The sequence below is a fragment of the Providencia sp. Je.9.19 genome, assembly GCF_051129765.1.
Taxonomy (GTDB): domain Bacteria; phylum Pseudomonadota; class Gammaproteobacteria; order Enterobacterales; family Enterobacteriaceae; genus Providencia.
In genome coordinates, this window is the sequence record NZ_JBCPSS010000003.1 from 134,565 (window position 1) to 158,877 (window position 24,313).

Genomic DNA, 24,313 nt, shown 5'->3' on the forward strand with positions numbered 1-24,313 from the left:
TTTCAATTTAAGCATAGTCTTTATTATCAATGATTTCTATCAAACAAATGATTTGTTCAATAAAGCCTAGGCGAATAGATTTAGCAGCTACTTTTTTTTGTTATAGCTAGTGTAGCATGCAAATGGAATCAACTCACACGCCAAATAATATATCATTTTATGACATATTACCTCGTATAACATTTGCCATTTAAGCTAATTTTACTCATTTTTAATTATTATCTACTTTCGTCACTTGACCTTAAAAGGCAATTTACGGCAGTATGATTTGCAATCAATAAGCATCTGTAATTATACTTAGTGACTGAGTGTATTTTATACATATCCGTAAAACAATCATTTGCAATTGAAAGGATAAAATATGGAAACAGGCATCGTTAAGTGGTTCAATAACGCTAAAGGTTTTGGTTTTATTTGTGCAGCTGAAGGTGGCGAAGATATTTTTGCTCATTATTCTTGTATCCAAATGGACGGTTACAGAACACTAAAAGCAGGTCAAAAAGTTAATTTTAGCGTTAATATTGGTCCAAAAGGTAATCACGCAAACCTTATTATTCCTATTGAAGACAATAATGAAAACAGTTTTGAAGAAAATAATTCTGAAACGAACTAATAACTTATGGTAATAAAGCACAGTTAATTATACCTATACTATTAATAAAGATTTTAATTAACTGTGACTATTATTTTATGATGGCGGGCTAAAATTTATTTATTGGAAGAAGAACAACCTGAAGCCTGAAAGTGAGTCATATTGCCATATAACGACGTCAACAACTTAAATTGTTCCACATCATAAAAGGTACATGCCCCTTCACCAAATTCTTTAGCAACTTCAATCATAAACTTTACCGTTGTAGCAATATCAACTTCATGGCTCGCACCCGTTGAGCATCCCGGTACTACAGTTTCTGAGCAGATAGCTACACCAACAACCGGTGCCGATGTTGAAACTGATGGCTGCATAATACTATTGATGTGATGAAGCCCATTACCGTATGGCGTTATATCCTGAATAGATAACGGAAAAGTGACGGCTTTTTGCCCACTACTCCATTCCATCAAACGGATCAGATCTTCTGAAACAGGCAATATATAGCCCTCTTTCACCGTTGGTGATAACGCATAGCCTTTATGATTAATGAGTCGATTACCTTTAGTGGTATCCACGGATAAAATTGCATCGGCTTCAACTATCGCTTCATTTATATTCATAGTCTCATCTTCAAGAGGTGAGTCCATAAAATCAACGGGAGAGTGAGGGCGAGTTGGCGCATTAGGGCAAATATGCGTGGTAATAATCACGTCACCCTTTAGCACATCACCTTTCTCATGCATTTTAGCTAATTTTAACGCGGTTGTAATCGCGGCGATTGCACCATCAGCATCAGAAACAACACCAATACGCGACGGCCTTGCGCCTATTCCACCTAAGCGGCCAATAATTCCCATCGTAGGTGCATTTTTGCCTTGAGATTTCCCTTGAGAACCGGGAATAACAATACGGATAAAATCACTTTGACCTTTGGCATCTTTAACCGTTGTTGAAGTAGCTTGGATCGCGGGGAATGACTGAAATAATGCAACAATGTCCTCTCCCTTGACATCAGCGCAATCGATTAGCTCGTATACGCAAAGGGTTTGCTTTAGACTCATTGTACTTCCTTTAATTCTAATTATTTTTTTAGATAAATGTTGGGCTACTCAGACTCTTGTATTGAATTCAAAAATTCATACCTAAATCCTTTCGCCCTGAATAAACCTTAATTCCAAAAAACTAAGGTTTACTTTTCCTGGTGAAGGCGTAATTCACGCACTTTGAAATTTAATTTTAATTATAGGTACTGCTAGAACAACAACGATATTGATAACAACGAATTGCATTACTGATGAAAACAACTACTTGATACTACGTTTTAACCAATAAGGGTCTCCTACCATGCAGCCTAAATAGGAGGCTTTATAGCAAAGATTAACCGCTAATTGGTTCATAATTTGTTGATCCATCTGTGATTCAGGTAAGCTCAAACAAAGGGCATATAGCGTATCCTGTGAAGGATCAAATACCGTACTGGAGACAGAAGCGACGCCAGCAACAGATTCATTGACTGAAAACTCCCAGCCACGCTCTTCAATTAAAGCCAATTGTGAGATTAACTTCGCTTGTGCATCTACCGGCTGCTGGCTGATAATTTCAGCTCTTTTATCGGCAGGTAGTCGTGATAATAATGCACGGCCTGTCGATGTTCCGATAATTGGTAACCGTGTGCCTGGCTGCGTAATGACTTGCAGCATACTATTACCAATACGTGCATGTACGACTCTGACTTTGTCGTCATCAAGCGCTGAAACATAACTGGTAAATCCACTATCTTTAGTCAACTCATCAAGTGCTTCTAATGTCATGTCAATAAGTGGATTCATGCCTCGAGCGCGATGTGCTAGCTCCATGATTAATAAGCCCGGTCGATAAATTGGGGCATTACTCTTCTTTTCTAACAAACCCAGCTCTGCCATTTGCTTTAACAAACGTGAAGCTGAACTTTTTGGCATACCCAATTCATTCACGAGTGTTGTAACTGTTAGCTCATTACCTGAACGCAGAAACAACTGATAGACATCAACTACACTCGATAAAATGCTCATAATTTAATGTCCTGAGCCAATAAGCCATAACTTTGCGGCTTTCTATCTCTAAGATAAGGCACGTTTAAACGAGTATGCGCTTGAGAACGAAAATCAATTTCACCAATCAATAGCGCTTCACCATCACGACTCGCCTCACAAAGCACTTGTCCTCTTGGCCCTAGAACTTTACTGCCGCCAAAAAGGTGTAAATCCCCTTCATGGCCCCAGCGATTAACGGCAAGCAAATGCGTGCCATTTTCTAAGGCACGACAGGCACTATTAATATCCCAGACATCGCTATCTTGAACACACCAAGCAGAAGGCGCTAATAAGAGTTCAGCCCCCTGCAAGGTTAGAATGCGGGCAACTTCAGGAAAACCCATGTCATAGCAAATCATGACACCAATTTTACCAATCGGCGTCTCAAATACTGGGAAGCTATTACCACCGCTAAACCACTGCTTTTCCATGCCAAAAGCATGAACTTTACGAAATACGCCACTTACCCCATCACAACCTGGATTCCATACACCAACTGAATTGTAAACTTCACCTAAATAGTCGCCACGCTCAACAAATCCACTCACAATAGTGATGTTTAAACGTGTCGCGAGGGTACTAAACAAAGTGTAAGTTTCGCTTCCAGCGCTATCACTGAGATCCCACAGTTTAGTTGACAGTAAATCACCGCGATAACCCGTAGTCGCAAGTTCAGGAAAACAAATAAGTTTTGCTCCCTGCTCTGCGGCTTGCTGACAAAATTCAACCATACGCTGTAAGTTACTCTGCTTGTTACCTAATTCAGAGTTAAACTGAGCAAGAGCAACTTTAACTGTATTATCTTTCATCGCTCTACCCTTCAGTATTCGTCACTTTACGAAAATGAACAGAATCTACACCCTTCATTTTGGCCTGCCAACGCATTGCTAACCAATAAACAATGGCACCCGTCAGTAATGAGTTCAATGCAGGTACGCCAAAGTCGGTATTAAACGGACCCAGTGCAGAAGTCACCCAACCGACGATGACAGCAAGTAACCACACAAACAACGTTATTGGGTTATAGGCTTCACAAGTTTGCGGTAAAATTCCTTGCTCTCGGGTTATATCTAGTTCTTTTCTATCGCGTTTTAATAGGTAATAATCAACCACCATAATGCCTGCAACAGGTGGGATCGCGATTCCTAAGTAAATTAGAAAACCGATAAAGTTATCTAAAATCCCTAACATTGAAGCAATGGTACCGAAAATACCGATAACCCATGTCAGATAGCGACGATCAAAACGTTTGTTAAAAATGGCATTTAAGAGTGTTGAAAAACCTAAAGATGATGAGTAAAGATTGATATCATTCATTTTTATTGTAGAAAAGATAACAATTGATGCGCCTAATAAGCCTGTTAGCGCCATCATTAAGTCAAAGACTTCACTCGTGCGTAGTGCCAGTGCCATTAAAACAGAAATCATGTTGACTAAAAGTTCACCAAAAAATGTGCCGATGAGCGTCATCCAAAACACATCTTTAGGCCCTTTCATAAAGCGGCTAATATCTGGTGTTGTAACAGCCGCTATGATAAACCCACCTGCAACCATCGTGATTGCGGCAGGCATAGTCATAAGTGGTCCGGCAGGTTCAGTGGCATTAATTAAAGTGCTAATGTCATGACCCGATAATAAATTATAGGTTGCCCAACCGAGTGCAAATAAAAATAGCGGCGTTGAAATATTGGCAGTAATAGATAAAAATTTGTATCCATATACTGTGATAATCGTCACCGCAATACCTGTAATAAGTGACCAAGTCCCTGGTGTTAGCACATTAGTCGCTTTATACATTCCGTCCGCAAAGAAGCCATTTTGCACGCCGAACCATCCCATTAAGGAGATTGCAATTGCACCTCCAATTAATGCTGAGCCCAACTTACCAAATCCAGACCACCTAGAAAGTAGACTGATTGACATTCCTTCGCGGCATGCAGCCGCCCCGAGTCCCCAGCTTACGACTTGTAAAATAACCGAGCCTAGCATGGTTGCCCAAAACGCCTGCCAAAAAGTTAATCCGTAACCGAGAGCTGCACCTAACATCACTTGTGAAACACAAGCTAGTGCGCCAATTCGTAGAATCAACACTTCATAAAATGGTCTACGAGCACTTTGTGGTACTCGAGCCAAAGAATAATCTTCACCTACTTTATTCGCCATATATTGCACCTGCTGTGTGGTTGTCTTTGCTTTATTTTAACTTGGCTAAGTATAAGTTCCATTATATGGAACTAGGTTTCATTTATTCTACATGCAAATAATATCCATGATCGATACCTAATCGCAAGTAGAATTTATCTTTTCAGATAACTTTTTTATTATGGGATATTTAAGTGACCGTGGAAATACGTAGTAACGAAAAAAATAAGATTAAAAATGAATAGGTTGAATTTCGTGCATTTGATTAGCGCAATTTTACAAAAAATGAAGAAGTTCAAAAATAGGACTATTCCTTAAGCCAAATATCATCAATAGTAATAGGGTTTACTCATAATACGCACAAATTGTGAGATTTCGATGACTGGATGAACTTGAGGGAAATGTTTTTTGAAAGAGGATTAATTAGCTAATTGTTAACCTTATATACATTAACAATTTGCGGAAATAAGAATATGTCAATTGAACTCAACTATCCCACAAAATTTCACCAAACAAATTTACTCCGTTTTGCTTGTAGTAACAAAAAAACAACAGAAAAATTCACAGATCAAATAATTAGCACTGGTAATATTAATCTTTCAATTGAAGGTATTTGTGTTGGTCTCTCACATACTTATATTGCTTATGAAAATAAAGGGCTGGGCTTAGAATTTATAAAGCATCTTAATAACGTTCTCAATCTTGCCAAGCTTGATATACCTAGTGATAACCCTATCATAAATTATAATAATATGGCTTATCGAGAATTAGCTTTTGAGGCGACTAAAAAATATTATTTAGATGCATTAAAACTACAGATAAATGAAACTAAAGCAATTTACTATCACCAGATGTGCGCTAATCTAAAAAAGAAAACACTTCCACCAAAACTTCCTAATGAAACAAACCAAGAGTACATAAATTACTGCTTAGACATCAATAGAAATGAAAAAAAGATGATTGAATATCATTATATTAATGCAGATATTGAAAGAGAGATAATTAATCAATTATATGAAAAAATAGAAAAAAACATTGACGTTAAAGCGCCTGAATTACGCAAAAGTTGCGCTACTATTTATGATAAAATTCGCCATAAAAAAAACTTAACTGCCGATGATACAAAACTGTTTCTTTTAGATGCTTATCACCATTGTGCTGCATTCCATGAGTTTAAGACCACATTATTTAATATCAATTCAGGGCTCACATATGACAATAACAAGCCTTATGATGCTTATGAAAACACAGTTCACAAATGGAAAAGCATCACAAAATTCAACCTAATAAATTCGATTAATATTGCAAAAAGACAAAATAAAGATTTTTTTGCCATTTATGGAACGCACAATCATGCAATGGCAATTACGGCGAAATATGACACTAAGCAAAAGAAGCATAAATTTAGCTTTTTCGAACCTAATAAAGGCATTATAGAAACTAATGATCTAAATAAGATAATCGAGGTCATTAATCGAATTCCAACGACCATTTCTAACAACATAATTAAATTCACGAATCTCACTGAACAAGAACAAGAAAAAATACAAATCATTGGTGAAGTACAATTATTCGAACAATCCACTCATAATAACAACAGATTAGACTTACACACCATCACACAAAAAAGTGAGCACTCGGCAACTAAAAAATTGCTCGCAAAAAATAAAATAACTATTTCCATGCGAAATAACGCAAAACTGACCTTTGAACATTACTATCCAGAAAATGATGAACTTACACTCAAACTTAAGATAGGTAGAAAGGTTTATAGGCTCTATTCAGAGCTTAATAACGTCAATATAACTATTGATTTAATCAATGCATCAATGAATGAATATCAAAAATATAAAAGTAACGATGTTTATATTGACTGGAGAGGTCAGATATTAAATCGACTCAAAACCACTTAAATCAACCTCCTCTGCATTGAATTGTTTAACGCAGAGGAGAGTATTGATTAGCCCATTATTCTCTAGCTAAAGCATCAATCGGATTCAATCTTGCCGCACTTCTCGCAGGTAAAAATCCAAAAATAATGCCAATAGCAGTAGAACACAGAAAAGCGCTTAATAAGGCAATTGGGTCAAAAGAGAATGTCCAGCCAGGTAAAGCCATCTGCGCGAGCAAGCTAATACCATAAGACAAACCGATCCCCATCAAACCACCCATCAAGCAAACTAAAACAGCTTCAATTAAAAATTGCTGCATTACATCACTTGTTCGAGCGCCTACCGCCATCCGTATACCAATTTCACGCGTTCTTTCTGTGACCGATACGAGCATGATATTCATCACACCAATACCACCGACTACCAGCGAAATAACGGCAACTAACGTAAGAAACAGCTGCATTGTTTGCGTGGTTTTTTCTGCAGTTTTTACAAAAGTATCAAGATTATAAGTAAAAATATCTTTCTTACCATGGCGTAATGTTAACAACCGCGTCAGTTGCTGCTCAACCATTTGCGCATCAAAACCATCTTTCACTCGCACCACAATGCTATCGTAATAAGGGCGATTTAAAATTTTACTGTTCACTGTGGTATCGGGCAACCAAATAGATAACGTTTTATTTGAGCCAAAAACTGATTTTTGCTCTTCCAATACCCCGATAACGGTTGCTGGCATATTACCAATTAATAACGTTTCCCCAATAACACGTTCTTGTTTAGGAAAAAATCGACGCTTAGTATTCGCATCAATAACCACAACTTGGGCCCGTCTATCAACCATATCCTGCGTAAAATTCATACCTTCAGTAAACTTAGCGGCATGAACACTAAAATAGTCTCGACCAATACCTGAAAGCTGAGCAGAAGCGTCTAAATTACCTTTTCGTAGTCTTGTTGAGCTATCTAGCGTACCAGAAACCGCATGAACATAGGGCTGTTGAGCAATCGCCGTAATATCCGACGCTTTAAGTGATTGCCGATTTTGTGCATCATCACTGCCAAAATCGGTACCGGGATAAATAGAGATAGTATTAGTACCAATAGATTTAATATCATTAAGTACCATGCCTTGGGCTGCATCACCGATAACCATGATAGAGACCACTGAGGCAATACCAATAATAATCCCTAACATCGTTAACAAAGTGCGCATTTTATTGACTACCATTGCGCGCCATGCCATCAAAAGCGCTTCATTAAAGCGCCCAAAAACTTGCCCAAAAGTAAGCTTTCTTACCGGTGGTTTTGGCAATGGCTCAACCACATGAGTTGATGCCATCCCTGAATCACTAATAATTTCACCATCTTTTATCTCCACAATCCGCTCGGCTTGTTGTGCCACTTTAGGATCATGGGTAACGATAATCACAGTATGTCCCTGAGCGCAGAGGTCTTTTAGGATTTTCATCACCTCCTCACCCGAGTGGCTATCTAACGCGCCCGTTGGTTCATCTGCCAATATCACTTGCCCACCGTTCATTAAGGCTCTGGCAATACTCACGCGTTGCTGTTGCCCGCCTGAAAGTTGGCTAGGTCGATAATGAATACGCTCCTCAAGCCCTAAGCGTGCTAATAATTGTTCTGCACGCTCACGCCGTTGCGCTTTTCCCGCACCTGCATAAACCGCGGGAATTTCAACATTCTGTTCGGCAGTTAGGTGGCTAAGTAAGTGATAACGTTGAAAAATAAATCCAAAGTATTCTCGACGAAGCTCTGCAAGGCTATCATTGTCTAAAACTGCCGTATTTTGTTCGGCAACATAGTACTCACCCGAAGAGGGTTTATCTAAACAACCAATAATATTCATTAAGGTTGATTTGCCCGAGCCAGATGCACCAATGATTGCAACCATTTCGCCCGCACTAATTTTTAGCGAAACATTTTTAAGTACGGTGACTTCGCTATCGCCTGCGGGATAACGGCGGGTAATAGCGTTTAGCTCAAGTAATGCAGACATAATTAATTCTCCGCACCACTACGCCCAACAACCACTTTTTCACCTTCGGTTAGCCCTTTGACCACTTCGACATACACATTATTACGATTACCAATTTCTACCTGCTTTTTCTCAGTTTTATCACCATTAAGCACTTCGACTTCATAAAGTTGCGCTGAAATCTCGTCACCTAACGCTGAAAGAGGCAATAAAAGAACGTTTTTATGTGAGTCCAGCTCAATAGTAACTTGGGCAGTCATTTGTAATTTTAATAAGTGCTGAGGATTCGGTACTTCGAAACGGGCATAGTAAAAAATTGCATCGTTAATTTTTTCAGGAGTTGGAAGAATATCTTTCAATTCGCCAGTAAATTTTTTATCCGGCGCACCGAGTACCGTAAAAGATGCGGGTTGCCCAGGCTCTAAATAAATCACATCGGCTTCAGAAACTTCCGCTTTCACTAACATCGTATTAAGATCAGCGAGTGTTAAAATCGTTGGTGCTTCTTGCGCTGCAATAACGGTTTGCCCTTGTAAGGTTTTAATAAAAGTGACAATACCATCCATTGGCGCCGTAATTTGGGTGTAATTTAGATTTGTTTTCGACGTATCTAATGTGGCTTGATTACGTTTAATTTGCGCTTGATAAGTCGCTACTTGGGCTTTTTTAACTTCAACATCGGTTTTAGCTTTATCTAAATCTTGTTTGGAAACCACCTGCAATTTAGCAAGGCTAAGTTGACGTTGGTAAGTCACTTGTGCCAGTTTTAATTCGGCTTGAACCAGTGCTAAATTAGCTTCTAATTCATGAATAGTTTCTTGCGCTTCAGTGACGTCGTTTTGCGCTTTTTTCGGATCGATTACCGCTAGCAAATCGCCTTTTTTAACCTGATCCCCTTCTTTAACGTATAGTGTTTGTAGCTGACCGCTGACTTGAGCCCCGACATCAACTTTACGCACGGCATCCAATTTGCCCGTTGCCAATACCTGTTTATCCAGATTACCTCGTGTTACATCAACAGTTTGAAAAACTTCTTTTTGATCATTGCTAAAAAAGAACCCCATTGCTCCGAGTACAATCAAAATAACCAATATATAAATTGGCCATTTTTTCCTTGCTTTCACCTTCATTAAAAAATTATTCCTATAACAAAAAGAGAGAGCGGCGCCCTCTCTTAAAAAAACGATGATATATCAGACAGTTTATCGATTAGTTAAACGTACTATTGATTAATAATTAGTCTTTATCTGAAAAGTTATAATTATCAACCATATGACTTGAATTCATCATACTCAAAATAATTCAAGTCACATGTAAGCGACAAGCGAAGCTATCCCGAATCACATACACAAGTATGTGATTCGGGTAGCTGAACGCACGTCAACAACCATGTGTTATCGATTACGTTCAATTCAACACACCATATAATTTGAAACAGTCATACTCAAAATAATTCAAGTCACATGTAGGCGACAAGCGAAGCTATCCCGATGAGCATACACAAGTATGTGATTCGGGTAGCTGAACGCACGTCAACAACCATGTGGCTTGAAGTATGAAGAGTATATGAAGAGCATAAGCTAATAAGCTTTACCCCGTGCCAACCAAGCCACCCTAGAAAACATACTTTTTAGCTGTAATGGAATCGAATCTGGTCCCAATTCTGCTGAGCGATTTACTGTTGCTAATGCCATATCTGGTTTTGATGTGCGAGATATCGCTTTGATAATCACACGCCGAGGTGAGACTTTGGCATTTTCAGGGATTTCAGCTATCTCATGATATAGGCTTTTAAACCCTTCACGATATAGGAAATGTTCCATATCGGGTGCCTGTAACATCGTCAGTCGGTCTCTGTCGGGATCATTCATTTGACTTGCATAGTGCATCGCTGTTGCTGCATATTTTCGACCTGCTTCATCACCGTCCGTGAGTACATGCCACTCAATTCCCATTTTATTTGCAAATTTTAATAACGGCTTCAAACCACTTTGTGCGAAAGCAATCACTTTGATACCTTCTGTTTCAAAATAGTAGTTACATTGCCTTGCAAATTCACTCATCAACCAAATTTCAGTTTCACCTTCAACTAATAACCAACAACGGGCAAAAAGTGATGATGGGCGATTGAAACGAACGTGAAATGATATTTTACGCAGATCTTCCGGACTCAAATCGTTTTCACTTAAACGATAAGCCGAGACTTTATTGGAATTACGTACCAGACGACAAAGATTCTCAACGGGAACTTGAGATAAAAGCTCACCTGAATTGGTTGTTGTTATTCTTTGTAGTGAGAACAGATTTAATAAGCCCCAAGCAATTGACAGCATAATCGGGTGTAATCGTGTTTCCGGATCTTCGATAATAATTAAAGGACGCGCGTACTTATCGAGTACGATATTTCCTTTTGCCTGTAATAACGAAGAAAACATCCCGAGTATTATCAATCGAATATTACGTTGGTTTGGTTTAGCAACGAGGCGGTTAATATTATCTAGCGCTTTCCAACCGCGCTTACGAGGTTCAATATTAATAAGTGTGTTATCAGGTTTAAACATGTGGGTGCTTTGACCTGAAAAATAATGACTCAGTAATTGTTGCATCGCATCAATACCATCACTGAGATCTTCATCACTCAAACGCTCAGGGTTATCCACCAGTGCGTGGGTTAACTCTTTTATTTGGTTGTTAACCACATCGCGTACTTCTTTTTGCCCTGTAACAATCGTTTCTGGATTCAAACTAGGTAAAAAACGTGCATCTCGTAAGCGGATCACCGGATATAAACGCACAATCTCTTTAATGTATTTGCCAACATTATCTAATGATAATTTATTGCCACCTGAATTTAGAAAACTACGCTCAATCGTGACGCTATTGTCATCTTTTAATTCAGCGCTAACACGGAAAAATATATGTTTTAAACCATCGCTATTATCAACCCAAACAGATGATAAATTTTTAAATCTAAAGGATTGGTGACGGCCTTGGTGTCTTTCACAAAATTTGAGTACAATTTGAAATGAGCGAAAACGCGTATCGTTTTCATCATTGCCCGTAGGTTGATGAAAATCATGTTGATTAAATTGATAATCTTTATGTTCAGGGGAAAGCAGAATATCAAGTGCATCAAGCAAACTTGATTTACCCCACGAGTTTTCACCAATAAGCACAGTATTGTTATTCAATACTAAAGAGAGTCGATTAATCCCTCTAAATCCATATATCTCTACTCGCTCCAGATACATATCCCTCTCCTTGCTATTTTAGTCTTCAATACAGCGTACTCATTAACCTTATCTATTACTATAAGCACACACACAAAATAAAAAATCTTCACAACACTATAGCGAACTAAGTTGAGCATATTTTTGTAGTGTTATAAAATGGTTAAACTTTATTTTTTAGTGTTTTTGTCCTATTTTATGTTAGCAAGCGGATAAAAAAACGTTTATAACAAAAAAATGCTTTAGCACCATACGTTAAATTATATCCGTCATTAAAGACTTGTGATCAATAACATTGAAGCCACAACCCCTTGTTAATAGGATAGATTATAAGGACGCGACCATGTACTCAGGATTACTCATTATTCTTCTACCGTTAACACTCGGTTACTTTATTTCTATTAAAAATAAAAAAATACTTCATGTTGTTCATCGTTCTCTTAACTCGATGGTGTATGTGATTTTATTTTTAATGGGAATTACCCTCGCATTACTTGAAAACTTAAGCGTTCATCTGATATCTATCTTACTTTATGCCATTACATTTTTTGGTTGTATTTTTTCACTTAATCTTATTGCTTTGTTGATACTAGATAAACTCGACCCGTGGAAAATACCGCAACACAAACAAGAAAAACCACCATCTCGTCTCAAGATGGTACTGGAATCCTTACAATTATGTGTTGTGTTACTGGTTGGTTTTTTAGTCGGTTTAACTGGTTTTAAATTTCTACATTACGCCGATAAAGGGAGCCAAATAGCCCTTATGCTCCTATTGTTACTTGTGGGTATTCAATTGCGTAATAGTGGTATGAGTATTAAACAAATTTTAATCAATCGTCGTGGCACAACTATCGCTCTCGTGATGGGTGTCAGCGCACTTGCTGGTGGTGTTATTGCAGCATTAATACTGGGAATTCCGATTAAAATGGGGCTCGCACTAGCTTCTGGTTTTGGTTGGTATTCATTAACGGGCATTGTACTGACGGATGCATACGGCCCAGTAATGGGAAGTGCGGCATTTTTTAATGACCTTGCTCGAGAACTCGCTGCAATTATGCTTATTCCACTTATTATTAACCGTTATCGGTCCACTGCCCTTGGTATTTGTGGGTCAACTTCGATGGATTTCACTCTGCCTGTATTACAGCGCAGTGGCGGTGTTTCAATCGTGCCTGCCGCTATCGTTCATGGCTTCGTTCTCAGTCTTATTACGCCAATTCTTATGGCATTCTTTACATAAGTAGAATTTCAGTCACAATAGCCGTTAATTTATATGAAACAGGAAATTAACATGGTTAACCAACAACGTGTTTTAGTGTTAGGCGCTAGCGGCTATATTGGGCAAAACCTTATCCCTAAATTGATTAATGAAGGGCATGAAGTGACTGCGGCTGCTAGGCGCATTGACTGGATGCTATCTCAAGGATGGCAAGATGCGCGTTGTGTCTATGTTGATTTACATGATCCTGAAACCCTTAAAGATGTGATGAATGAAATAGACATAGTCTACTTTCTTGTTCATAGCATGGCAGACCAAGCAAACCTGATTGAACGTGAACGCACCGCGGCACGTAATGTTCAGCAAGCACTCGATAGCTCAAATGTTAAGCAGGTTATTTACCTCAGTGCTTTGCAGCATGGACACAGCTATTCTCCTCATCTTATTGCCAGAAAACTGACTGGTGATATCCTAAGAGAAAGCAAAGTTCCAGTAACCGAAATTCGTACCTCTATTATTGTTGGCTCCGGCTCAGCGGCTTTCGAAATTATGCGGGATATGGTGTACAACCTAGCCATTTTGACACCACCACGCTGGGTGCGTTCCAAATCATCCCCTATCGCACTCGAAAACATTCTTCATTACTTAACTCAAATAGCTAAAGTTGAGCCAACAGACAGCAAAATTTATGACGCAGCTGGTCCTGAGTACATTAGCTATCAAGAACTCTTTAAACGTTTTATCAAAGTCAGTGGTAAACGCCGTTTGTTGATCCCGCTTCCTATCCCTGTCAGCATGATCTCAGTACATTTCATTAGCCTGATTACGTCGGTACCTCCTTCTATTGCGAAAGAACTTATTCAAGGACTACAGCACGATCTTCCCGCTGATGACAAAGCCTTGCGTGAACTCATCCCACAAAATTTAGTTTCTTTTGATGATGCGGTGAGAACCACATTAGCCGAAGAAGCAGCCGCGATTGATAACGCAGATTGGGGTTACGATCCTGAAGTTAAAAAACGCTGGCGTCCGGGCTATGGTTTTTATCCAAAACAAGCCGGAGCAACACTCGGCACAACAGCAACACCTGAATCTTTATGGCATGTCATACAACAAATTGGTGGAAAAGAAGGTTATTTTTACGCTAATGGACTGTGGAAGACCCGTGCGATTATGGATGACATGATGTTGAATAAAGTCAAATATGGCCGTCCTGACCGTGAAAACTTACAATTAGGTGATGAGGTTGATGGTTGGCGAGTGATCCACCTCGAGCCAAATAAGCAGTTAAGTCTCTTATTTGGTATGAAAGCCCCCGGATTAGGTCGTCTAACTTTTACAATTCATGATAGCGGAAGTCGACGCTCTATTGATGTCAGAGCATGGTGGCACCCTGCTGGATTCTGTGGCCTATTATATTGGTTTGCCATGATGCCAGCCCATTTATTTATTTTTAAAGGAATGGCTCAACGTATTAGTGAACTTGCCTACGAACGGGACAAACAACTTGCAGCGCAGCAACAAATAGAGAATTTAACCGCAAAGCAAGACTAATTTCAGCGTAAAAATTAAATTTTTATGCATAAAATATTGCATAAATATGCTTACAGGATTAATATCTCAACTAGTTTAAAAGGATATTATTGGTAAGCATGAGCATTCAATTAAAAAACATAAACTGTTTCTATGGTTCACATCAGGCACTCTTTGATATTAATCTTGAGTGCTCAGCAGGTGAAACCATGGTATTACTCGGACCCAGTGGCGCTGGTAAAAGCTCCTTGCTGCGCGTATTGAATTTATTAGAAATGCCACGTTCAGGTAACTTGAACATTGTGGGGCAACATTTCGACTTTACATCCGCGCCAGATGCAAAAGCTATCCGCGAACTACGTCAAAATGTCGGCATGGTTTTTCAGCAATACAACCTGTGGCCGCACCTAAGCGTAATGGATAACCTAATTGAAGCGCCATGTCGTGTATTGAAACTATCCAAACAAGAAGCACAAGCTAAAGCAAATAAATTGCTAGAGCGCCTACGTTTGACCCAATTTTCTGAGCGATTCCCACTTCATTTATCGGGCGGTCAACAACAACGTGTTGCGATTGCTAGAGCCTTGATGATGGAACCTCAAGTATTATTGTTTGATGAACCAACTGCGGCGCTTGACCCGGAAATTACAGCGCAAGTCGTTGATATTATACGTGAATTGTCTGCAACAGGTATTACACAGGTTATCGTCACTCATGAAGTGGAGATTGCCCGTAAAACCGCTAGCCGTGTGGTGTATATGGAAAACGGCCATATCGTTGAACAAGGGGATGCAAGCCATTTTACGGCACCTCAAACTCAAGCATTTGCAAACTATCTGTCTCACTAATAGATTTAGGATTAAGCGATGAAAAAAATTATATTAGCTGCGCTGCTAGGCGCTGTAACCCTATCTGCAACTGCTGCGGAAAAAGAAACTATCCGCTTTGCAACTGAAGCAACTTATGCACCTTTTGAAATGTTTAATGACAAAAATCAAATCGTTGGCTTTGATGTTGACCTTGCAAATGCCGTATGTGCAAAAATGAATGCCAACTGTACCTTCACACACCAAGCTTTTGATAGTTTGATCCCAAGCTTGAAATTCCGTCGTTTTGAAGCGTTAATGGCAGGTATCGATATTACACCAGAGCGTCAACAACAAGTTGATTTTACTGATACTTACTACCCTAACTCTGCGGAATTTATTGCCGTAAAAGAAAAGATCTCAACCGTTGATCAGCTTAAAGATAAGAAAATTGGTGTGCAAAATGGGACTACCCATCAAAAATACATCATGGAACAACACAAAGGCATGACGACAGTTCCTTATGATAACTACCAATCTGCAGTTTCTGACCTACAAAATGGTCGTATTGATGCTGTATTTGGTGATACTGCTGTTGCTGATGAATGGCTTAAAACAAAAGGCAATGAGAACTTAGCAGCTGTGGGCGATAAAGTAACAGATCCACAATACTTTGGTATTGGCTTAGGTATTGCCGTCCGTAAGGGCAACAAAGAGCTACTAGACAAAATGAATAAGGCATTAGCAGAAGTGAAAGCTGATGGCACTTATGACGTTATTTATAAAAAATGGTTTGAGCAATAATCGATAATTATTAATGAGCAACTTTCTATTTTTAACAAGCGCCGCCGGAATAACCGTCGGCCTTGCTGTTTCTGCCTTGGTACTTGGATTAATCCTAGCCATGCTATTTACTGCATGGGAATCTGTACGATTTAAGCCTGTTGCATTTTTAGGCACTTGTACAGTCACCTTGATCCGTGGTTTACCTGAATTATTAGTCGTGCTATTTGTGTATTTCGGTACCTTACAGCTAATCAACTTATTAGGCGATGGCATCGCGATTAACCTCGGCTTTTGGCAAACAACTCTGCAAGTTGATCCCAGTATTTTCTTTGCTGATAGTGGTAACTTCGACTATACCCCATTTGCTTGTGGCGTTATTGCTCTAGCCTTGCTATATGCGTCATATGCTTCACAAACGCTAAGGGGGGCTTTAAAAGCAGTTCCTTATGGTCAATGGGAAGCGGGGCTTGCACTTGGTCTCAATAAACGCACCATATTTTTCCGCTTTATTATGCCGCAAATGTGGCGTCATGCCCTTCCGGGACTTGGTAACCAATGGCTTGTATTGCTTAAAGATACCGCTTTAGTTTCACTGATTAGTGTTAACGATTTAATGTTACAAACCAAAACTATCGTTAATCGTACCAATGAACCTTTTACTTGGTATGCGATTGTTGGGCTTATTTATCTTGCAATTACTATTGTTAGCCAGTTAGTCCTAAAACGTATTGAACTGCGCACAACTCGTTTTGAGCGGAGTGAATCGAAATGATAGATTTGATTATTAAAATTCTACCGGGATTGCCGACGAGTTTATCACTAACATTTAGTGCGCTATTTGTCGCATTTTTATTGGCAATACTGTTCACATTAATTTTATCCCTTAAAACACCCGTTGTTTCCCAAGCTGTTAAAGTGTATATCACCTTATTTACGGGAACACCGTTACTGGTTCAATTCTTCTTAATTTATAATGGCCCAAGCCAATTTAAATCTTTGCAGAATTACCCAATGTTATGGGACTTTATTTCAACCCCTTGGGTTTGTGCGATGGTTGCACTTGCCTTAAACAGTGCGGCTTATTCCACATTACTGTTTCATGGTGCGGTTAAAGCTATCCCTTCAGGACAATGGCAATCTTGCCAAGCCCTAGGGATGAGTAAACTGCAAACAATGCGTATTATCCTACCTTATGCATTTAAGCGTTCGCTATCATCCTATTCAAATGAAGTGGTACTGATATTCAAGAGCACGTCATTAGCCAGTACGATTACCATGCTTGATATCATGGGCTACAGTAGCCAAGTATTTGGTCAAACGTGGGATGTCACCGCTTTTGTAGCCGCCGGTATTATTTATCTGGTGGTGAATGCACTCTTAACTATTGTAATGCGTATTATTGAACGCAAAGCCCTCGCCTTTGAACAGCGTAATTAGCCGCTAACATAGTGTATTAAATTAACAGAAAGCTTGGTGTAAAAACTGAGCTTTTTGTATTAATCGATTGATATACTAGCTTATTAAACATTATCATTGGTTTTTACAAGAATTACAAAACAACAGATATAATAATCTAGCTCATTACTTATAAATAACTATAGAGCTAATTTATGCCAATTATAGAATTTAATATCAAATTTGATCAAGAAAAGTTATGTCAATATATCACAAAAAAATCTTATTCCAATGTAGTTAAAAAATTAACTCAAGTAAATAACATATCATCTGCTTATGATGGAATTTGTCGTGGCTTATCTAATAGTTATTTACTTCATGAAAATAGTAATCAAGGTGATGCATTTATAAATGGAATTAATGATTCATTAATGAATATAAAAAAAACAAAAGGTAAGCTAAATACAATAGAAAGAAATAAACATAAGTCGCTTAAAGTATTTAGCAAGGCGCTATTAAACGAAACAATAGCCGATAGTTTAAATAGTCAAATAAATTATGATCGAGCTTTTAATTTAGCTAAGCTTTCACATTTCCCATCCTCTTTAGAATTCTCTGAAAATGATAAAAATAGCAATAACCTAAATTTCATTGAAACCATTCTTAATAAAAACAAAACACAAATAAATAAAAAATTTAATTATTTATCTCATGAAAATGAGATTATTGAACTTATAAAAATTTATTATAACATAGCTAAATTATCTGAAAGTAATTTAATGAAAAATACATACCCAGACTTAAGATTAAGTACTGAACTAAAAAACAAAATAATTAATGAACAAATATTAACTACCGATGAAACAAAAGAATTTTTAAAAAATGCCTTTATTTTCAACTCACAACTTACCATGCAAAAAATGACTGGAAAAAAACTTAATGCCGGTACAATTAACAATAAAAACTTCCCTATTAACCACTCTGAAAATATATTTAATTTTCCTTATGAAATAAATTTGAAGAAATTAAAAGAAAATATTGAAAATAAATTAACGATTAGCAACAGTTATTTAAGCTTAGTAGCAACAAAGACACATTGCATGGCAATTTCAGTAAGTTTCGACACCACTACAAAAAACTATATTTATAAATTTTTCGATCCAAATTATGGAATAAAAAAATATAAAGATAAGGATGATTTTTTTAATTCACTAGAAGAATTGTTAGAATACAGCACTAACAAAAATAGTAAAAATAGTAAAAATAGAAATGAATTTAACGAATTAATCATTGAATGTACTCCAATGGAAAAGACTAACAATAATAAATTAAAATCACCTGAAATAGACCAACAAGTTTTTCATAATTATTTAAAAAACGCCTTGATAAATAAAAAGATAAAATTATCAAAAACACATTCAATTATTTTAAAAAATCATGATAGTGATAAAAATAAAACAAGTGTTAATATTTTTAATAAAAATAAATCTACAAATATAGAAATACAAGAAAATAATACAGAAAAATTAATTAAATTAATCAGTGATAATTTATCTAAAATTAATTTTGATATAAATAAAACATGGGAGTTTGATGAGAAAAACCTATCTTTTAGAGAAAAAATCAGCCCAATAAATATATAGAATTTATCTACTGAACTTCTTTAATAACGTCAGCACTTCATAATGTGCCGTGTGTGGAAACATATCAAATAATTGTACTTTACATACCTGATAGCCCGTAAGATGTTCGAGATCTTGAGCCATCGTTTGTGGATTGCAGCTTGAATAAAGAATATATTCAGGCTGCATATGGGATAGATAATCACATAACGCTTTACCAATTCCTCGCCTTGGGGGATTAACTAAAACTAATTTCGGGATATCTTGACGATTCGTTGCAAAATTAGTCGAATCAAGTGCCTGAAATTCAACATGTTGTAAACCTAATTCAGCAGCTGATTGGCGCGCACAAGCAATGGCTGGCGCACTAATTTCAATCCCTGTTAATTTAGTTTCTTTGTCTGCACAATGCAGACCAAAACCGCCCACACCACAAAATAGATCCCATAAGCTGGTAATTTTTAATTCCCTAACCCACTCTCTTGCCGTTTGATAAAGCTTTGCAGCAACAACAGGATTGGTTTGGAAAAAACTTTGTGGGCGAATAAACAATGGAACTTGATTGAATTCTTCACGTAGAACATGTTGTTCGGTGAGCATAATTTCTTGCTCACCTTCCAGTATCGCCATATGAACAGGTTGAACATTAACGGTGATCACCGATAATTCAGGGAGTTGTTCCTGCAACCAAGGCAACGCATTTTTAAGTTGGGCTAATTTTTTTTCTGACCGTAAAACAAAACGCAACATAAATTGACCCGTATGCCAACTTTGCGTAAGAAGAAGATATTTTAATTCTCCACGCTTACGCTCAATATTATAGGGCGTCAAACCCGCACGAAGAATAAAAGACGTGAGCAATGAAAAAATAGCCGTGAATTCTTTCGGATACAAAGGGCAGTCAATTAGACTTACCGCTTTACCTTCTCGATTAACAATACCTAAAATTGGTTTTTCAACGCTACCACTCACCACCATTTTAGCTTTATTACGAAATCGTTCTTGTAAGCCTACAACTGGAGGTAGAAAAATAGATGGCCCGAGGTACGGCAGTAAATTCTGCAGATTATCTTGTTTTTGGGCAATTTGTTGTTCCGGCGATAACTCGAGCCATTGGCATGAACGACATTCTCTTGCCATGTATTTTTCACAGTACATATTTTTCACAATGTATAATATTAATGGTGCAAATTATTTGTAGGTGCAAAAATTTACAAGGTTTAGTTTTCAGCAAAATGGCAGCATTATAAACAAGCGGTCATAAACAAGCCGTATCAAAAATAACACAATCACACTTAGTGAATAATAACCGAAGGTTTATCGTCAAGATCAGGTTCTAAGCTTTCATTTTCCCCATTATCTTCTTCTTCAAATTCATCATGGTTTGAATACAACAGATTATTGCTGAAAATTTCAAAGACAATCGCAGCAATTTGATCTTCCGCTTGTTGTAAGAAATGACAAAATTGACGGTAAGTCATACCAGGCTCAAGAGAAAATGATTGGCTAACAACTAATTTTGGTAGGTTTTCGTTGTTAATTTCAAGAAAAACTTTAGCAGTCAGCGAACTTGCGTTAATTTGGCTAATATTAGCCACTAACGTGATGATAGCAGTAGGTTTTAATTCCGCTAAAGCTGATAAAATAAGAACATTATTTAAAATATCTAGCTTCGCATCAAATATACCTTCGATATTTTGCATGTGCGGTAAATGTAACGCAGAACACGAATCACACTCAAAATAAGACGTTTTGAGCTCGTCTAGCCATGCACGAAGCTGTGAGATGTCTGGGTAACAAATAGAATCCATGGGAAATAACCTTCTTCAACTCAAAGTAAAAACTGATGTAATATTTATCTGCTAACTATGATACCGCAAGTGCCAACAGAAAAGCGGATAATTTTCACACATCCCCCCTTTAAACGCTAGCAAAACGAGCACTACTTACCGTTTTCATCCTTTTTTTCATCATTTATCATTGTATTTTTCAAATGAGTCTTTGAAGATGACTGATTATCAATGCCAAGAAAGCTTAATCCATGCACAGCGCGCCAAATTATATTAATCATTGCCGGAATTAAACAACCAACACCAACCATAATCAAAGTCACAATAGCCCCTTGTTGCATCATCGGCTCAGGCAAAGTGATATAATCATTGGTCACCAATAAAACAATAATTAACAAAATAATCCCCACAGCCTCTAGCACAATAACGGGTTTTGGCATGTCAGCTAACGAGCGCATCATATTTTGGGGCTTCTTACTCATTTCCCCTCCTTTTTAGACTTTACAGGGCGTTTTTTTCAATAATCCTCAGTTTACTCTTGAATTATATGTAATCCCTATCGGTATGAAAGGAAAATTCGACTTTTATTTCTTAACTGATGTAGGCATAGTATTAGTCGTTACGATTAAAATCTGAGTCCAAAATACAAAGGAGATATTATGTACACTGTCATTTTTGGTCGCCCTGGCTGCCCATATTGTGTTCGTGCGAAAGAACTGGCTGAAAAACTCAAAAATGAGCGCGAAGATTTTGATTACCGCTATGTGGATATTCAAGCTGAAGGTATTTCTAAAGAAGACTTGTCTAAAAGCGTCGGTAAACCAGTAGAAACCGTTCCGCAAATTTTCATCGATGAAACACCTATCGGTGGCTACACAGATTTCGAAGCTTATGCAAAAGAACATCTCGATCTGTACAAATAATTATCACGACTAATCGCTTAATTTTCTACTCAACAAAAAAAGTCATACTCGCTATTTGATAGCTACGGTGACTTTTTTTGTTCTTTTTGTGCTATTTATCCTATTTCAATAACTAATTTCATTTTTATTTCACTTTGGTGAGAACTTTCCTTTTTAGATGGAGTCCTAATTTATGCCACTGCTTTTCTTTAATGTCCCCATATTGACGAGCCCGATAGCCAACTCTATGTTTAATGCTATCGGGTTTTTTATTTCTATTAATAAATTTCCCCTTCTACTCTCCTTGCAACGTAACTATTAACCTTCGTTTTCCCCCAAAATTACGATGTTCACACAAGTATATTCCTTGCCAAGTTCCCATGTTTAACTGGCCTTGAGTAATCGGGATTATCAAACTAGCCCCTAACAGACTACTTTTTAAGTGAGCAGGCATATCATCACTGCCTTCATAGTCGTGTTTGTAATAAGGTTCATTTTCAGGCACCGCTTGATTAAAAAAACACTCAAAATCTTGCCTAACGGTATGATCTGCATTTTCATTAATGGTTAACGATGCGGATGTGTGCTGAATAAAAATATGAAGAAGCCCAATGTTGACCGATTTGAGCTCAGATAGCTGAGCTAGAATTTCATCGGTTATCAAATGAAATCCTCTTTCTTTTGCACTTAATTGTATTGATTTTTGCCACCACACAGGCTTTTCCTTGTAAATTGAGGATATTGAATAAATATTAATTGAGTAGATCCTGAACAAAACATCAATGTATTGCCATTAATTGCTAATATTAGGATAAAGGTGCTTTACCTAGCATGTCAGAATCTTTAATCTTTCGCACCTATACTGTACATCACACCAATGTCTTACTATCTATTTATAGCCCGAGGTACTGAACCGTGCTAGAACAAATAAATCTGGATCTTTTTAATCTGATCAATGCCACACCAGAGGCAGCAAGCGGCACGATTGCCATCGCTACGGTTATCGCTAAACGCTTAATCCTCATATTCCCACTCTTTACTGCCGCCTGCTGGTTTTGGGGTGCCCAACAAAATATGACTCGCCAGCGGGCTTTTGCTTGTAAAGCCGCTTTTGCTATCGTCATTGGCTTGGTAGTTTCTTGGATTGCCGGCTTTATCGCTCCCCATGATCGTCCATTTGTCATGGGATTTGGCACTAACTTCTTAGCTCATGACTCAACCCCTTCTTTTCCGAGTAATCACGGTACCATTGTGTTTACTTTCGCTTTAGCCTTCTTATTTTGGCTAAGAACATGGGTCGGACTCGTCATGCTTATTCCTGCAATCGTAATTGCGTGGGCAAGGATCTACTTAGGTGTTCACTGGCCACTTGATATGGTTGGCGCGTTTATTCTAGCTATTATTGCATGCGGATTAGCTCAAATTGTTTGGTCAATTGGCGGCTATAAAATCCAAGCACCACTGACAAATCTCTACCGTCTAATATTTAGCGCATTAATACGTAAAGGTTGGTTCCAACCTTAATGATTAAATTGAAGGAACTGGTAGCTATTTGTTACCAGTACTTTCAATGTTTTTAATATTGCGCTAAATCAAACTTTTCTTTTCTTTTTATTCTTCATTTGAAAAAAAAATCAATTCATTAAATAAATTATTGAAACATTTTTTTAACAAATGTTTTGTTACTCTTTTTAATTATTTTTTTCGACGCGAAGAAAGTCATCTTTATTGTTATCCCAAGACGAGTAAATAATTAACATATACTAATGACAGCATAATGTACTGAACTAATTAATCACTCACTAAATCATTATTTAAACACTATTATTTTACTTTTAAATCAATATGTTAATTTTAATTTAAAATTAAATTTAATCGTTTTTGGTAAGTAAAAATAAGTATTTCCATATAAATAGATGATAATTTAAACACTATAACTAAAGTCATTAATATAAGAACATTTCTCAAACAGAATTTAATTCTATTAATAAACATCCAATTTCCTAACTACTAACTAAATATAAAAATGTCTTAAAAAAACACATAAGTTAAATTTTATTAACATTTTTATAAAATATAATGTAAGTCTGTAAACATGGGGTATATTTCTCTTTTGAGATAGTGATCACGGCATTTTATTCTGGTAAAATGTAGATTCACACCCTCAAAAACCAGATTTAAACTTTACTGATAAAATTACAAAACTGATTGAAAATGAATTTAGTTTCTTTTTCAGTTTTATTTTCAATCAGATTGTTATGTAGAAAAATCTACTTTTAATTTGGCGATTAATTGTTCGAACCAAAAGATTAAAACATTCTTGCGAT

General features: G+C 37.3%; 22 protein-coding genes. 11 read left to right on the top strand and 11 right to left on the bottom strand.

Features of this window, described 5'->3' with window-relative positions; all coding sequences use genetic code 11:
- Positions 1–361: 361 nt before the first annotated feature.
- The gene (cspD, locus tag AAZR93_RS13180; protein WP_434720057.1) at positions 362–613 is read left to right on the top strand and encodes a cold shock domain-containing protein CspD; all 252 of its coding nucleotides are present in this window, start codon (positions 362–364) and stop codon (positions 611–613) included.
- Between the two features lie 95 nt (positions 614–708).
- On the opposite strand, the gene AAZR93_RS13185 is transcribed toward cspD, so the two are convergent.
- The 4 genes from AAZR93_RS13185 to AAZR93_RS13200 form a co-directional block, all read right to left on the bottom strand.
- Entirely contained in the window at positions 709–1,656 is a 948-nt protein-coding gene (locus AAZR93_RS13185; protein ID WP_434720058.1) for a DUF1177 domain-containing protein, read from the bottom strand.
- Between the two features lie 243 nt (positions 1,657–1,899).
- Positions 1,900–2,646 (bottom strand): IclR family transcriptional regulator, encoded by a 747-nt coding sequence (locus AAZR93_RS13190; protein WP_294101147.1) that lies wholly within the window; start codon positions 2,644–2,646, stop codon positions 1,900–1,902.
- Positions 2,643–3,476, bottom strand: a complete 834-nt coding sequence (locus AAZR93_RS13195; RefSeq protein ID WP_434720059.1) for a nitrilase-related carbon-nitrogen hydrolase — start codon at positions 3,474–3,476, stop codon at positions 2,643–2,645. Before AAZR93_RS13195 ends, AAZR93_RS13190 begins: the two co-directional genes overlap by 4 nt.
- Positions 3,477–3,480: 4 nt before the next feature.
- Positions 3,481–4,830: a purine-cytosine permease family protein gene (locus AAZR93_RS13200; protein ID WP_294101153.1), complete on the bottom strand. Its 1,350-nt coding sequence runs from the start codon at positions 4,828–4,830 to the stop codon at positions 3,481–3,483.
- A gap of 452 nt (positions 4,831–5,282) precedes the next feature.
- On the opposite strand from AAZR93_RS13200, the gene AAZR93_RS13205 reads away from it, so the two are divergent.
- Positions 5,283–6,722, top strand: coding sequence for a hypothetical protein (locus tag AAZR93_RS13205; protein WP_434720060.1), 1,440 nt, complete (start codon positions 5,283–5,285; stop codon positions 6,720–6,722).
- A 55-nt stretch (positions 6,723–6,777) separates the two neighbouring features.
- On the opposite strand, the gene macB is transcribed toward AAZR93_RS13205, so the two are convergent.
- From macB to AAZR93_RS13220, 3 genes are all read right to left on the bottom strand, one after another.
- A complete protein-coding gene (gene macB, locus AAZR93_RS13210; protein WP_434720061.1) occupies positions 6,778–8,721 on the bottom strand; it encodes a macrolide ABC transporter ATP-binding protein/permease MacB in 1,944 nt (647 codons plus the stop codon).
- A gap of 2 nt (positions 8,722–8,723) precedes the next feature.
- Positions 8,724–9,830: a macrolide transporter subunit MacA gene (macA, locus tag AAZR93_RS13215; RefSeq protein ID WP_294101162.1), complete on the bottom strand. Its 1,107-nt coding sequence runs from the start codon at positions 9,828–9,830 to the stop codon at positions 8,724–8,726.
- A 450-nt stretch (positions 9,831–10,280) separates the two neighbouring features.
- On the bottom strand, positions 10,281–11,951 hold the full coding sequence (locus AAZR93_RS13220) for a DUF2813 domain-containing protein (protein ID WP_294101164.1): 1,671 nt from the start codon (positions 11,949–11,951) through the stop codon (positions 10,281–10,283).
- A 322-nt stretch (positions 11,952–12,273) separates the two neighbouring features.
- Here AAZR93_RS13220 and AAZR93_RS13225 point away from each other — a divergent pair, with 322 nt between their 5' ends.
- The 7 genes from AAZR93_RS13225 to AAZR93_RS13255 all read left to right on the top strand — a co-directional run bounded on the left by AAZR93_RS13225 (position 12,274) and on the right by AAZR93_RS13255 (position 19,315).
- Positions 12,274–13,173: a lysine exporter LysO family protein gene (locus tag AAZR93_RS13225; RefSeq protein WP_294101173.1), complete on the top strand. Its 900-nt coding sequence runs from the start codon at positions 12,274–12,276 to the stop codon at positions 13,171–13,173.
- Between the two features lie 51 nt (positions 13,174–13,224).
- Positions 13,225–14,706 (top strand): DUF2867 domain-containing protein, encoded by a 1,482-nt coding sequence (locus tag AAZR93_RS13230; RefSeq protein ID WP_434720062.1) that lies wholly within the window; start codon positions 13,225–13,227, stop codon positions 14,704–14,706.
- A gap of 98 nt (positions 14,707–14,804) precedes the next feature.
- Complete coding sequence (gene artP / locus AAZR93_RS13235; protein WP_294101175.1) at positions 14,805–15,533, top strand: arginine ABC transporter ATP-binding protein ArtP; 729 nt, start codon at positions 14,805–14,807, stop codon at positions 15,531–15,533.
- 18 nt (positions 15,534–15,551) lie between these two features.
- Positions 15,552–16,295 (top strand): arginine ABC transporter substrate-binding protein, encoded by a 744-nt coding sequence (artJ, locus tag AAZR93_RS13240; RefSeq protein WP_294101177.1) that lies wholly within the window; start codon positions 15,552–15,554, stop codon positions 16,293–16,295.
- A 13-nt stretch (positions 16,296–16,308) separates the two neighbouring features.
- Complete coding sequence (gene artQ / locus AAZR93_RS13245) at positions 16,309–17,049, top strand: arginine ABC transporter permease ArtQ (protein ID WP_336428523.1); 741 nt, start codon at positions 16,309–16,311, stop codon at positions 17,047–17,049.
- Entirely contained in the window at positions 17,046–17,714 is a 669-nt protein-coding gene (artM, locus tag AAZR93_RS13250) for an arginine ABC transporter permease ArtM (RefSeq protein ID WP_294101182.1), read from the top strand. The genes artQ and artM overlap by 4 nt, the downstream gene beginning before the upstream one ends.
- Before the next feature lie 173 nt (positions 17,715–17,887).
- On the top strand, positions 17,888–19,315 hold the full coding sequence (locus AAZR93_RS13255; RefSeq protein WP_434720063.1) for a hypothetical protein: 1,428 nt from the start codon (positions 17,888–17,890) through the stop codon (positions 19,313–19,315).
- Positions 19,316–19,318: 3 nt separating this feature from the next.
- Here AAZR93_RS13255 and rlmC read toward each other — a convergent pair whose 3' ends face one another.
- The 3 genes from rlmC to AAZR93_RS13270 all read right to left on the bottom strand — a co-directional run bounded on the left by rlmC (position 19,319) and on the right by AAZR93_RS13270 (position 21,566).
- Positions 19,319–20,452: a 23S rRNA (uracil(747)-C(5))-methyltransferase RlmC gene (gene rlmC / locus AAZR93_RS13260; RefSeq protein WP_434720064.1), complete on the bottom strand. Its 1,134-nt coding sequence runs from the start codon at positions 20,450–20,452 to the stop codon at positions 19,319–19,321.
- Between the two features lie 137 nt (positions 20,453–20,589).
- Positions 20,590–21,105, bottom strand: a complete 516-nt coding sequence (locus AAZR93_RS13265) for a YbjN domain-containing protein (protein WP_294101189.1) — start codon at positions 21,103–21,105, stop codon at positions 20,590–20,592.
- Positions 21,106–21,236: 131 nt separating this feature from the next.
- Positions 21,237–21,566, bottom strand: coding sequence for a YbjC family protein (locus AAZR93_RS13270; protein ID WP_294101199.1), 330 nt, complete (start codon positions 21,564–21,566; stop codon positions 21,237–21,239).
- A gap of 177 nt (positions 21,567–21,743) precedes the next feature.
- Here AAZR93_RS13270 and AAZR93_RS13275 point away from each other — a divergent pair, with 177 nt between their 5' ends.
- Positions 21,744–22,007, top strand: a complete 264-nt coding sequence (locus AAZR93_RS13275; protein WP_294101202.1) for a GrxA family glutaredoxin — start codon at positions 21,744–21,746, stop codon at positions 22,005–22,007.
- A gap of 274 nt (positions 22,008–22,281) precedes the next feature.
- Here AAZR93_RS13275 and AAZR93_RS13280 read toward each other — a convergent pair whose 3' ends face one another.
- Positions 22,282–22,701, bottom strand: a complete 420-nt coding sequence (locus AAZR93_RS13280) for a secondary thiamine-phosphate synthase enzyme YjbQ (protein ID WP_434720065.1) — start codon at positions 22,699–22,701, stop codon at positions 22,282–22,284.
- A gap of 200 nt (positions 22,702–22,901) precedes the next feature.
- Between AAZR93_RS13280 and ybjG the strand changes: the two genes are divergently transcribed.
- Entirely contained in the window at positions 22,902–23,510 is a 609-nt protein-coding gene (gene ybjG / locus AAZR93_RS13285) for an undecaprenyl-diphosphate phosphatase (protein ID WP_434720066.1), read from the top strand.
- The last annotated feature ends 803 nt before the right edge of the window (positions 23,511–24,313 follow it).